At 59.9% G+C, this 12,496-nt stretch carries 13 protein-coding genes and 1 tRNA gene; 9 read left to right on the forward strand and 5 right to left on the reverse strand.

The window, feature by feature from the left end:
* The 6 genes from AC1DU9_RS28150 to AC1DU9_RS28175 all read left to right on the forward strand — a co-directional run.
* On the forward strand, positions 1-645 hold a 645-nt coding region (locus tag AC1DU9_RS28150), incomplete at its 5' end, for an alpha/beta hydrolase (protein ID WP_477811120.1).
* 36 nt (positions 646-681) lie between these two features.
* Positions 682-1,437 (forward strand): SDR family NAD(P)-dependent oxidoreductase, encoded by a 756-nt coding sequence (locus AC1DU9_RS28155; RefSeq protein WP_223462825.1) that lies wholly within the window; start codon positions 682-684, stop codon positions 1,435-1,437.
* 39 nt (positions 1,438-1,476) lie between these two features.
* Entirely contained in the window at positions 1,477-2,982 is a 1,506-nt protein-coding gene (locus AC1DU9_RS28160; protein ID WP_108217409.1) for a phytoene desaturase family protein, read from the forward strand.
* 43 nt (positions 2,983-3,025) lie between these two features.
* Positions 3,026-3,397, forward strand: a complete 372-nt coding sequence (fdxA, locus tag AC1DU9_RS28165; RefSeq protein ID WP_223462826.1) for a ferredoxin FdxA — start codon at positions 3,026-3,028, stop codon at positions 3,395-3,397.
* A gap of 21 nt (positions 3,398-3,418) precedes the next feature.
* Positions 3,419-5,056 (forward strand): phytoene desaturase family protein, encoded by a 1,638-nt coding sequence (locus AC1DU9_RS28170; RefSeq protein WP_223462827.1) that lies wholly within the window; start codon positions 3,419-3,421, stop codon positions 5,054-5,056.
* An 83-nt stretch (positions 5,057-5,139) separates the two neighbouring features.
* Positions 5,140-5,571: a hypothetical protein gene (locus AC1DU9_RS28175; protein WP_477811121.1), complete on the forward strand. Its 432-nt coding sequence runs from the start codon at positions 5,140-5,142 to the stop codon at positions 5,569-5,571.
* A gap of 356 nt (positions 5,572-5,927) precedes the next feature.
* Here AC1DU9_RS28175 and AC1DU9_RS28180 read toward each other — a convergent pair.
* Positions 5,928-6,015, reverse strand: a tRNA-Ser gene (locus tag AC1DU9_RS28180).
* Between the two features lie 123 nt (positions 6,016-6,138).
* On the opposite strand from AC1DU9_RS28180, the gene AC1DU9_RS28185 reads away from it, so the two are divergent.
* Positions 6,139-6,810, forward strand: coding sequence for a Bax inhibitor-1/YccA family protein (locus AC1DU9_RS28185; protein WP_108219910.1), 672 nt, complete (start codon positions 6,139-6,141; stop codon positions 6,808-6,810).
* 59 nt (positions 6,811-6,869) lie between these two features.
* Here the strand turns inward: AC1DU9_RS28185 and AC1DU9_RS28190 are convergent, their stop codons facing one another.
* A complete protein-coding gene (locus AC1DU9_RS28190; RefSeq protein WP_457266267.1) occupies positions 6,870-7,199 on the reverse strand; it encodes a YceK/YidQ family lipoprotein in 330 nt (109 codons plus the stop codon).
* A 56-nt stretch (positions 7,200-7,255) separates the two neighbouring features.
* Entirely contained in the window at positions 7,256-7,693 is a 438-nt protein-coding gene (locus tag AC1DU9_RS28195; protein ID WP_007987480.1) for an Lrp/AsnC family transcriptional regulator, read from the reverse strand.
* 136 nt (positions 7,694-7,829) lie between these two features.
* Between AC1DU9_RS28195 and AC1DU9_RS28200 the strand changes: the two genes are divergently transcribed.
* Positions 7,830-8,723, forward strand: a complete 894-nt coding sequence (locus AC1DU9_RS28200) for a DMT family transporter (protein ID WP_477811122.1) — start codon at positions 7,830-7,832, stop codon at positions 8,721-8,723.
* A 15-nt stretch (positions 8,724-8,738) separates the two neighbouring features.
* Here the strand turns inward: AC1DU9_RS28200 and AC1DU9_RS28205 are convergent, their stop codons facing one another.
* Together AC1DU9_RS28205 and AC1DU9_RS28210 are read right to left on the reverse strand one after the other, a co-directional pair.
* The gene (locus tag AC1DU9_RS28205) at positions 8,739-9,779 is read right to left on the reverse strand and encodes an FUSC family protein (protein ID WP_477811124.1); all 1,041 of its coding nucleotides are present in this window, start codon (positions 9,777-9,779) and stop codon (positions 8,739-8,741) included.
* A gap of 44 nt (positions 9,780-9,823) precedes the next feature.
* The gene (locus tag AC1DU9_RS28210) at positions 9,824-11,449 is read right to left on the reverse strand and encodes an NADP-dependent glyceraldehyde-3-phosphate dehydrogenase (protein ID WP_223462831.1); all 1,626 of its coding nucleotides are present in this window, start codon (positions 11,447-11,449) and stop codon (positions 9,824-9,826) included.
* A 490-nt stretch (positions 11,450-11,939) separates the two neighbouring features.
* Between AC1DU9_RS28210 and AC1DU9_RS28215 the strand changes: the two genes are divergently transcribed.
* Positions 11,940-12,496, forward strand: a 557-nt coding sequence (locus AC1DU9_RS28215) for a Dyp-type peroxidase (protein ID WP_477811123.1), incomplete at its 3' end; no start/stop codon positions are given.

A 12,496-nucleotide genomic window follows, 5' to 3' on the forward strand; every position in this document is an offset into this window, starting at 1 on the left:
GTGGTGCTCTTGTGCCATCCGTTCCTCAAGTACGGCATGCATTACTTTTTCGAGAACAAACTGGATCAGGCGTTTCTCGACCAGGGTTCTCAGGTGGTCGCCTTCAACTTCAAAGTCTGCGGCCGCAGCACCATCGGCGGCCACGCGTTTGCCGACGATGTGCTGGCGATTGCCCGGCGAGTGATCCGGGACAACCCCGGCCTGCCTATCCACCTGGTGGGCTGTTCGTTTGGCGGCTATCACCTGTCCCATGCCCTGGCGCGCGATACCACGCCCTTTACCTCGGCGGTGCTGGACAGTGTGCCGGTTTCGGTGCGCAGCTACTTCACCCGCGGACCGCTGCGACTCGCTATGCGCTGGATCAGCGGCAGCCGTCTGGCGGTCCCCACGGGGACCTGTGCCATTGATCACTCGTTGCAGGGCGTGCGCGATCTACCGATCGCCTATTTCTACGGGCTCAACGACCGCTTTATCCCGGCTGCCAGCGTGGCGGGGCTCAGCCTGGATTGCGAGGCGCTACATATGGTCGGTTTCGAGGGCTGTCGTCACTTGGAAAACCACAAGAAGCATCGGGACCGCTACTTCGAGGAAATCTTCGATTTCTTCAATCGTGCAGAAGCTCAAACACCCGTCGTGCCCGCGTAACAACGGCAAGGACCATCAGGCTAAAGGATGTAGATCATGGATGTTCAGCAGTCTTCAAACGGCAAATGGGTGCTGGTCAGTGGCGGCAGTCGTGGCATTGGACGCGCACTGGTCTCGGCCCTGGCACGGGAAGGGTATCAGGTCGCTTTCACCTACCAGTCCTCGGCCGACGCGGCTTTGCAACTGGAGCGGGAAGTGGCGGCCAGCGGTGGCTGGGCCCTTGGGCATGCCTGTGACGGGCGGGACCACGGTTCGGTCGAGGCGGTGTGTGCACAGTTGGTGGAGACCCTCGGCGAGCCCTACGGCTTGATCAACAACATGGGGGTGACCGGCGATCAGCTGTTGCTGAAGTTCGATATCGAGCGTTACCGCGATGTGGTTGCGACCAACCTCGATTCGGCGGTGTATTTCAGTAAATGCCTGGCGCCGGCGATGGCCGCCGAGCGTCGCGGCAAGATCTTGCACATGTCCTCCGTCAGTGGGTTCAAGGGTAACAAGGGACAGTTGAGTTATTCAGCGACCAAGGCGGCGATGATCGGCATTACCAAGACCATGGCCCTGGAATTGGCGCGGTTCAAGATCAACGTCAACGCCATCGCCCCAGGTTTCATTGCCACGGAGATGGTCGAGCAGATYGCCGACCCGGTGCGCAAGTCGATCACTGACACCATCCCCCTCAGGCGCTTCGGTGAAGTGCGTGAAGTGGCGGCCTTGGCCAGCTTTCTGCTGTCGACCCAGGCCGACTACATCACCGGTCAGACATTCGTAATCGACGGCGGCCTGACGGTCTGATTTAGCTGTCCGGATCTGGCCGCGGAGCCTGGAGATGTAATGAGTCAAGAATACGATACCGTTTTCGTCGGCGCGGGCCTTGGCGCGCTGGCGAGTGCCAGCCTTATGGCGCAGCGAGGCCAGAAGGTACTGGTGGTGGAAAAGCACAATGTACCCGGCGGTTATGCCAGCAATTTTCGGCGCAAGGATTTCAACTTCGATGTTTCGCTGCATTCGTTCGACGGCGTGGTACGTGGCGCCGAGTCGTTCAATGTCATCGAGGCCTGTGGCGTGGCGGACAAAGTCGAGTTTCTTCATCACCCGACCCTGTATCGCTATCGCTCTCAGGACATCGACATAACGGTTGGACACCGAGACCTGGAAGGTTACAAGCGCGAGTTGTTCCGTTTCTTTCCCGAGGAAGTCGACAACATCAATCGCCTGTTTGCCGAGTCTCAGCGCAACTACAAGGACCTGTGCGGCTTTCTGTATTCGCGCAAACCTTTCTGGATGAGGTTGGTGGCCACGCCCATGATCTATCCGCGGGTGCTCAAGTATGGCCATGAAACGGTGGATCACTACTTCTCGCGTTTCACCTCCAACGAACGCTTGAAGGAAGTGCTGTCGGCGCAATGGAGCTACTACGGTCTACCGGCCAAGGACCTGGCGTTCGGGTACTTTTCCTATCCCTTTATCGACTATCTGGAGAACGGCGGCTATTCGATCAAGGGCGGCTCCCAGGCATTGTCCAATGCCCTGGTCGAAGTGATCGAGCAACATGGCGGCCGGGTCGAGCTGGAGTCAGCGGTCAACCAGATCGTGATTGAACGCGGGCGAATCGGCGGCGTGGTAACGCGCAAGTCGGGCAGGGTCAAGGCGCGCAATGTTGTGGCCAATATTTCGCCCCATGCGGTCGTGGCACTGGCTGGCGAGCAGCATTTCGACGCCAGGTACCGCTCGCGACTGCGCCGGCTCAAGTTGTCGGTGTCCGGGTTTCAAGTCTACCTGGGGCTCGATTGCCCGCTGAGCGAGTTGGGAGTGGGCCCCGAGGAGTACATCCACTTCTTCGCCCCGCAGAAAACCCAGCGCGAACAGTTCGAGCATATCCAGGCCGGGGAGCTGCATGGCGACAACACCAGTTGGTCGATCAACTACTTCTCCAACGTCGATGCGTCGATGGTACCGGCCGGAAAGTCCAGCCTGGGCCTGTTCACGCTGACGGGCGCCAGCGAGTGGCACTCGCTGGGCAAGCTCGACTACAGGCGCAAGAAGCTTGAACTCACCGAGCTGCTGATCGCCAACGCCGAACGAGTCATTCCAGGCCTGAGTCGGCACATAGAGGTCTGCGAGAGCGGCTCGCCACGCACCATGACCAAGTTCACCCATAACCCGGAGGGCGCGATCTACGGCTTCGAGCAGAACACCCGACAATCCGGCCTGTTCAACCGTTTCCCGCAGAAATACCCGGTCAAGGGGCTGTACCAGGTCGGGGCCTGGACATTCCCGGGCGCAGGTTTCATCGGGACGATGTTGTCGGCGCGTTTGTTGGTCGACCGCTACTTCTGAGTGGCGACTTCCCCCGTCAAACCAGATTTTTACGAGACGCACCATGACCTACGTAGTGACTGACAACTGCATTCAATGCCGCCACACCAGCTGCGTCGATATCTGCCCCGCGGATGCTTTCCACCTGGGGCCCAACTTTATCGCCATCAACCCTCAGGAGTGCGTCGACTGTGGCCTGTGTCTGCCCGAGTGTCCGGAGGAAGCGATTCAGCCGGAGAACCTGCTCGATGACAGCAACCGGCATTTCATCGAACTCAACGCCGAGCTGGTCAAGCACTGGCCGGTGATCCTGCAGCGGATTCCACCATTGGCGAACCATGAACACTGGAGCCGCAAGCCGAACAAGCTGCCCCACCTGATACGTGAGGCCGAGGCGGTCGATCCGACCCGCGACCACCACCTGGCCCATGCCTGATGCGCGACTGGAACCTTATCCATGCAAAGTTTTGATCGATTCAAGACCCTCGAAAGCGACACCTTTGACGTGATCGTGGTTGGCGCCGGCATCGGTGGCCTGACGGCTGCCGCGACCCTGGCCAATCGCGGCAAGCAGGTACTGGTGCTCGACATGCACTATGAAATGGGCGGCTGTGCCACGGTGTTCCACCGCAAGGGCAAGGACTATGAGTTCGACGTCGGCCTGCACTACATCGGTGACTGTGGCAAACACGGTCTGATTCCGCGGATTTTGCGGGGTGCAGGTATCAATGATGGTGAAATCAAATTTATCGAGCAGGACCCGGAGGGGTTCGAAACCCTGTGTTTTCCCGACTTCCAGTTCGCGGTTCCCCGTGGCTATGAACGCTTTCGCGAGAAGCTGCTGGAGGCGTTTCCCAAGGAGCGAGCGGGAATCAACCGCTACTTCAAGATGCTGCAGCAGGTCTGGGATTTCATGGGCATCCACTCGCGGCCGCTGACCGCGCTGTGGGTGCTGCCACGCTCTTGGATGCTGATGCGGCATGCCAAATCGACGGTGGCGCAGTTCCTCGACACCTGTACGCAGAATCAACGCCTTCGGGCCATCCTGACCGGGCAGCTGGGGGTCTATCACCAGCCGCCGAGCCGCGCGACCATGGCTGGCCATGCCGCGGTGGTCAACCACTTCCTGCAGGGTTCCTATTACCCCTCGGGTGGCGGCCAGATGTTCTCCGACAAGTTGGGCGAGGTGGTCGAGCGCAAGGGCGGCAAGATCCTCCTGCGATCCAGGGTCGAACGTATCCTGATCGAGAACGGTCATGCCGTGGGCGTCGAGTTCAGCAACAAGCACTTGGGCAAGCGGGTGGTCAAGGCGGACGCGGTGATCTGCAACGCCGATATCAAGCAGGCCCTGCTTGGCCTGATTGGCCGTGAACACCTCAAGCCACAGACCGTGCGTCGTGCCGAACAGTTCGAGATGTCACCGGCCATGGGCGTGGTCTATCTCGGCATCGACATGGACCTCAAGGCCATGGGTCTGAAGAACACCAACTACCGCATCTACCCTGGCTGCGATTATGAGAAGGCCTACCGCGAGGTGTTCGCCGGAGAGTTTCCCGAGGAGCCCCATCTGTTCATCGGTAACGCAACGATGAAAGACCCGGATAACCCGGCCATCGCCCCGCCAGGCATCTATAACCTGCAGCTTATGTCGGCGGTGCCTTCCACCCCGCAAAGCTGGGGCGTGACCCAGGCCGAACTGACGGATGGTAGCTACCGGAGCAACCCTGTGTACCTGGAGAAGAAAGAGTGGTACGCCCGCCAGCTGATTGCCCTGGCTGAACGGGTGATTCCGGGAATGTCAGGCCACATCGTGTATCAGGAAGTCTCGACCCCTTTTTCAGTGACGCGCTTTATCGGCTCCGAAGGGGGCACGTCCTACGGTCTGGCCTTTACCCCGGAGTACTTCCTGCACAACAGGCCAGGGGCCAAAACTGAAATCCGCAACCTGTACCTGTGCGGCGCATCGACCCGTACCGGGCATGGTATTTTTGGCGCCATGACTGGCGGGGTGGAAGCGGCCGCTGCGGTCTGCGGTCGTCACGTGCGCTACCAGGTGATGGACGTCGGCACCCGCGCCGAAGCGGCAACCAGCTGAGTACGTGGTCAAGGCGGGCCCTGCCGACGCGCCACGACGTCTATGGGGCGCACCGTGGCGCATTTGCATCAAGGAGCGATGGAATGGCAAACGAATACAACATGGCGCTGGTGATCGGCGCCGGGCTCAGCCTGCTGGCGGCCCTGATGCATGTCGGGGTGATCATGGGAGGGCCTTCCTGGTATCGCTTGTTTGGCGCTGGCGACCGCTTTGTGCGTGCGGCCCAGGCCGGTCGCCGGTTTCCCGCGGTGATCACGACGGGGATTGCCCTGGTGCTCGCCGCATGGGCGGCGTATGCACTGTCCGGTGCCGGGGTGATCGATCCCTTGCCCCTGCTGCGCCCGGCATTGTGCGCGATCACCTTGGTCTACCTGCTGCGCGGCCTGTTGGGACCGTTCGCGCTGGCAGGCACTGGGCGTAGTATTCGCTTCATCGTGATCAGCTCGGCGGTCTGCCTGGTCTATGGGCTGGTGCATCTGTTCGGCCTGGTGCAAGTGTGGGATTCCCTTGCCTAGTGTCCTGTCTCAGAAATGAATTTCTAGCCTGAGCCATGCTTCTGTGGTCAGTCAGTGCCTGGAGTGATCACATGAACTCTCAGGACATCGTGCTCAGTGAAGACAAACAAATTGAGCTGAGTCGACGCATAAGGTCGGCCACGATCAGTCCTCTTCGCTTTCGGGAATTTTTCCGAGAGCATCAGTTCCTTGGTCGGTGCTTCAGAATTACAGGGACAAGAGACCATTCGAAAAACTAGCCGCTGGTCGAAAAGCAAGACTCAACCCAGGGTGTGGGCTGAAGTGTGGGCTGGCAGGTTTTTCCAAATCCCAGAAACGACAAAGCCCTGAAAAATCAGGGCTTTGTCGTATAAAGATGGCGGAGGCGATGGGATTCGAACTCATGGACCTGTTACAGTCGACGGTTTTCAAGACCGTTGCCTTAAACCACTCGGCCACACCTCCGTTTGCGTTGCGGGCGCCATAATACCTGAATGAAACACACTGTCAAACTCTCTGCGTAGCTTGTTACAGAGCGTCTGCTATGATCTTTGCGACTGAACGTTTCAAACCAACAGGAGTGTCGCCATGCGCGAACAGGATTACGCAGTTAATAACAGCGTGCAGGCTGAGCAGCTAGAGGTTAGCCGCGTCCTGCGCAACACATACGGCTTGCTCGCCCTGACCCTCGCATTCAGTGGTGTGACGGCCTACGTTGCCCAGCAGATGCATGTTGGCTACCCGAACATTTTCGTGGTGCTGATCGGCTTCTACGGTCTTTTCTTCCTCACCAACAAACTCCGTGATTCGGCCTGGGGCCTGGTGTCGGCATTTGCCCTGACCGGTTTCATGGGTTTCCTGCTGGGCCCGATCCTCAATCGTTACCTGGGTATGCAGGGCGGCGCTGAAGTGGTCAGCTCGGCTTTCGCGATGACCGCGCTGGTGTTCGGCGGTCTGTCAGCGTATGTGCTGATCACCCGCAAGGACATGAGCTTCCTCGGCGGTTTCATCACGGCAGGCTTCTTCGTGCTGCTGGGTGCGACGCTGGCGGGCATGTTCTTCCAGATCAGCGGCCTGCAACTGGCGATCAGCGCAGGTTTCGTGCTGTTCTCCTCGGTCTGCATTCTGTTCCAGACCAGCGCCATCATTCATGGCGGCGAGCGTAACTACATCATGGCCACCATCAGCCTGTATGTATCGATCTACAACCTGTTCGTCAGCCTGTTGCAGCTGTTCGGCATCATGGGCCGCGATGATTGATCGTCGGCACTGAATGAAAAACCCGCTCAGGCGGGTTTTTTATTGCCTGGAATTCAGGATTACTCCGAAATGACAATGCTGCCGTCGGCTTGCTGGCGGTAAATGGTGTAGGGCAGCAACAAGGTGTCGAGCGCGCCGGAGATGACCACGTCGATCAGCACAATGGCAGGGGCACTATCATGCACCTGCGCATCGCGGCCTTTTTCCAGGGGGGCATTCAGCGTGCAAAAGTCGTAGGTCACGCCGCTGTAGATTCGCGGTACTGCGCCGCAATAACTCTTATGGTCCTTCAGGCTCTTTGCAGCCACTTCGTCACCGCGCACAACCGTTTGAATCGTGCCGCAACCTGCAAGCAGCATCACCATGAGTAGCATTGCCTGAGCTTTCATACCGTCAATCCTTCGCCGGAAACCGCCAACCTACTTCAGTCTGAAACAAATATCACTCACGCCATGGGCGGCAATCGGCGCTTGACCGGAGTTTTCTTGACGATCGCCGTATTGGTTTCAGCGTGGGTGTTGAGGCGGTCCAGCAGGGTGTCCAGTTGTTCCATCGAGCGCACATGCAGGCGCGCAATGAAACAGTCGTCGCCGGTGACCTTGTCGCACTCGGTGAATTCGGGAATGGCCATGATTTGCCGTTCCACTTCCTGCAATTGCCCCGGCAACGGGCGAATACGCACGATGGCCTGGAGCTGGTAGCCAAAGCATTTCGGGTCGATCTCTACGGTGTAGCCCTTGAGCACGCCACGCTCTTCCAGGCGGCGCAGACGCTCGGCGACGCTGGGGGAGGACAGGCCGCTGATTTGCGCCAGGGCCTTGAGCGAGCGTCGCGAGTCTTCCATCAGCGCCGTGATCAGCACCTGGTCGATGTCATCGGTCATGGCGAAATCCTCTGTTAGGCGTTTTTTCGAAACGGCCTTGATAAAAAAGGCAGATCCCGAGTTTAGCCTGCTTTTTGCTCTGGAGTAGCGCCCAGGTTCATTGGCATACTTTGGCCACAAACACAGGAGTCTGATGATGGACAAAACCCTACGCCGCGGTTCGTTCGAAATGACGGCCGCCATGCTGATCTCCGGCACCATCGGTTGGTTCGTGCTGGTGTCCGGGCAACCGGTGCTGGATGTGGTGTTCTGGCGCTGCCTGTTCGGTGCCGGCACCTTGCTGCTGATTTGCGCAGGCTTCGGCTTTCTGCGCCCCGGTATTTTGACCCGCACGACCTTCCTGCTCGCCGTGCTCAGCGGTGTGGCGATTGTCGGCAACTGGGTGCTGTTGTTCGCGTCCTATTCCCGGGCGTCGATTGCCATCGGCACTGCCRTCTACAACGTCCAGCCGTTCATGCTGGTCGGGCTGGCGGCGCTGTTCCTCAATGAAAAAATCACTACGCAGAAGCTGGCCTGGCTGGGCGTGTCGTTTCTCGGGATGCTGGCGATTGTCAGTGCCCATGGTAGCCAGGGCGAAAGCGGCAGCGATTACTTGTTGGGCATTGCCCTGGCGTTGGGCGCGGCGTTTCTCTATGCGATTGCCGCATTGATCATCAAGCGTTTGACCGGCACACCGCCGCACCTGATTGCGCTGATCCAGGTCAGCACGGGCGTGTTGTTGCTTGCGCCATTCGCACATTTTTCAGCACTGCCGCAGGCGCCGAGCGCGTGGGCCAGCCTGGTGACGCTGGGCATGGTGCACACCGGTGTGATGTACGTGCTGCTGTACGGCGCGATTCAAAAGTTGCCGACTGCGCTGACGGGAGCGTTGTCCTTCATCTACCCGATTGCGGCGATTTTCGTCGACTGGTTTGCCTTCGGCCATCGTCTGGAGCCGCTGCAATGGATCGGAGTCGCGGCGATTCTGCTGGCCGCTGCCGGCATGCAACAAGGCTGGTCGCTGAAGTTTCGGCGCACGGTGACGCCGTAACCCGCTAGCCAGGCGTCAGATGTTCCAGCGCGGCGCATTGCTGGCCAGTCGCTGGCGCATCTCGCCGACGTTGGCGGCCAGTTGTTGGGTCAACAAACGATAGCCGTCCAGCGTGTTGTAGACCGGCGCATCGAGGCTGACAAGCGGCAAGTCCATGGGCCGATTGAGCCGCTGGACAGCACCGGATTTCAACGCCCGGGCCATGCCGATCAATTGCACGCGAATCTGGCGATGCTCGGCTTTCAATGCCGTTTGCATCAGCGACATCGCCTCGAGGTCATTGGCATCCGGTCGGGTATTGCCGAGGATTTCCAGGGTGCTGACGCACATGCGCAGGTTGCGCTGGATGGCATCCAGCTCGGTCATGGAAATCTTCACTTCCTTGGACACCGACGGCATCAGTGAGCGAAGTTGCACCATCACCGCGTTCAGGCGGGTCATGAGCTTGAGGTGTTCGTCGGCGGTGATGGCCTGGCCATCGATGATGCGCCCATAGACTTTCGCGCAATCACGCAGCGCATCGGCCAGGTTGTAGCGCCAGGAATACACCGCGTACAGCGGCAGGGCGAAGGAAAACGCCAGGGCCAGGGCAATGCCGATCAGGATGTCCACTCCGCGCCACAGGCCATCGGTGACCGGGTTGTCGCCGTGCCCCGCAACGATAAACACGGTAATCGCTGACAGCAGCGCGGTGTAACCACCCTTGCCGATGGCGTGATACGAGAAAAACCCGCAGACCACCGACATCGCGAAATAGGTCAGCCAGGGCATCCCGAGCCAGGCCTGTTGTGCCACCAACGCAAGGCCGACGCCGGCGCCGATCAAGGTGCCAATGGCACGCTCGGCGGCTTTCTTGCCGATGTTGCCGTGATGCTGCAAGCCGCCGATCACCACCAGCATCGTCACCGACGCCCACTCACCGTGGGGCAGATGGATGCCGGTGGTCAGCAGGATGGTCGCCAGCAACCCGAGCGACACCCGCACCGCGTGGATCACCCGGGCATGGCGGTAGCGCCGGTACGGGTCCAGTAACGGACGCAGCAGTCGGCGCAGCAGCGGTGGCAGTCGATGGGCTCGGGATGTACTCAGGCTGGCTCTCCTCAGAAGATGTAGTCGGTGGTCAGGAAGCTCGAACTGCGGCCGCTGATGATCTCGCTGATCAGGTCCTTGTTGGTCTCCTGGAACTTGGTGGCCACCAGGGTGCGGATCGAAAACACCCGCAGTGCGTCATGGACCGACAAGGTGCCTTCGGCGGAGTTCTTGCGACCATTGAAGGGATAGGTGTCCGGGCCGCGCTGGCATTGGGCATTGAGGTTGATGCGCCCGACCTGGTTGGCAAAAGTGTCCACCAGCCGGCCGACCGCCACCGGGTTGGTGCCGAAGATGCTCAACTGTTGGCCGAAGTCCGACTCCAGCACGTAATCGATCACGGTATCCAGATGGCGGTACGGCACGATGGGGATGACCGGGCCGAATTGTTCTTCCTGATAAACGCGCATCTGCGGCGTGACCGGGTACAGCACCGCCGGGTAGAAGAACGACGCACGAGCCTCACCACCGTTGGGGTTGACCACCTTGGCGCCTTTGCTTTCGGCATCCGCCACCAGAGAGTGCAGATAGTCGACCTTGCCCGATTCCGGCAGTGGCGTCAGGGCCACGCCACTTTCCCAGGGCATGCCGGGTTTGAGGTTGGCGAGCCTGGCATTGAATTTGTCGATGAAGGACTCGACCACGTCCTCGTGCACAAACAGGATCTTCAGCGCGGTGCAGCGCTGGCCATTGAATGACAGCGAACCGGTGACCGCTTCACTGACCGCATTGTCCAGATCCACTTCCGGCAGGACTATCCCTGGGTTTTTCGCATCCAGGCCCAGCGCCGCGCGCAAGCGGTGGGGTCTCGGATGGAGTTTTTTCAGGTCACTGGCGGCCTTGTTGGTGCCGATGAAGGCAAAGATGTCGATCTTGCCGCTGGCCATCAGCGCACTGACCGTCTCGCGGCCGCTGCCATAGATGACGTTGATCACCCCGGCCGGGAAGCTGTCGCGGAAGGCTTCCAGCAGCGGGCGAATCAGCAGCACGCCGAGTTTGGCCGGCTTGAACACCACGGTGTTGCCCATGATCAGCGCCGGGATCAGCGTGGTGAAGGTTTCGTTCAACGGATAGTTGTAAGGCCCCATGCACAGGGCGACGCCCATCGGCACGCGGCGGATCTGGCCGAGAGTGTCCTGTTCCAGTTCGAAACGGCTGGAGCGGCGGTCGAGTTCTTTGAGCGCGTTGATGGTGTCGACGATGTAGTCGCAGGTGCGGTCGAACTCCTTTTCCGAGTCCTTGAGGTTCTTGCCGATTTCCCACATCAGCAACTTGACCACGGCGTCGCGCTGCTCGCGCATGCGTCCGAGGAAGGTTTCGACGTGCTGGATGCGCTCGGCCACGCGCATGGTCGGCCACAATCCCTGGCCCCGGTCATAAGCACGGACGGCAGCGTCGAGGGCGGTCAATGCGGTGTCGGCATCGAGCAGCGGCGTGCTGCCGAGGATCACTTGCTCGTCGCCATTGGCGCCGGCCAGGTACACCGGGCTACGGACTTGGGCCAGTGGCCCGTTCCAGGTTCTCAGTACGCCATCGACCAGGTACTCACGCTGCTCGGTCTGGCCGTCGAGGCGGTACTTTTCCGGGATGTCGGCGGGGCTCGGGAACAGGTTCTGGAGACTATTGGCTGTGGTCATGTCGCTACCCCTCTGGATTGGATGATGCGCTGATGAATCGTTTTAGCAGACCTCAGCAACCCTTGTCATGACTCATTTCAGCGTTTTGCCGCACAGCGTGAAGGATCGCGGATTCATCGATTCCCATCAGTCATGGCCTCAGAAGCGCCCCTTGTTGACCCCCCAATGCCCTCAACCCGCCCACACCGGGTGCCTTAGTGTTGACCTCGCCTTGATCACAACAAAAAAGGTGCACCCGGCTGGCCGGGCTACCAATGAGAGTACAGCCATGCGGGCAAGCCGATTAACTGAAAAGCCTAGCCTTTGTTTGGCCTTGGTGGGGGGCGTCTTTGCGGCGTTGCTGGCGGGGTGCGGTGAAGAGCCGAAACCCCGCCGACCCGTAGCGAAAGCCCCAGCACGGTCTGACCCTTTGCCACAGGCTCCTGGCCTCTGACGCCACACAAACCCTCGTACTCCGGTTAAACTCCGTGCTCTTTTTCAAGGAGTTCATATGAGCTATTACCAGCCGGGCATTCTCGCCACCCCCGTACCGCCTCAAGCCCGCCATATGTTCTTCGCCCTCGAATCCGTCGAGGCATTGCCGGTCGCGCTCGACAACTTGATGCAACTGGTGGACGGGAAATCGGCTGTCGTCGGCTTCGGTGAATCGCTGGTCAATGCGCTGCACGCTCAGATCGATGGCCTACGAACCTTTCCGGCGTTGACCGGTGTGGGCGTAGAAAATCCGTCGACCCAGCATGCGCTCTGGTGCTGGCTGCACGGTGAAGACCGTGGTGAGTTGCTCAACCGCAGCAACGTCATCGCCGCCGCATTGGCCCCGGCATTGCGCCTGGTGCAGATGAACGAAACCTTCCGCCACATGACCGGCCGTGACCTGACCGGCTACGAAGATGGCACCGAGAATCCCCACGACGAAGCCGCTGTCGCCGCCGCGCTGTTGAGCGAAGGCGCTGAAGGCATGGTCGGTGGCAGCTTCGCCGCGATCCAGCAGTGGCAGCATGACTTGAAAGGTTTTCATGGGCTGTCGGCGGATGAGAAAGACAACAT

The sequence above is a fragment of the Pseudomonas sp. P4_C1 genome (assembly GCF_056402155.1).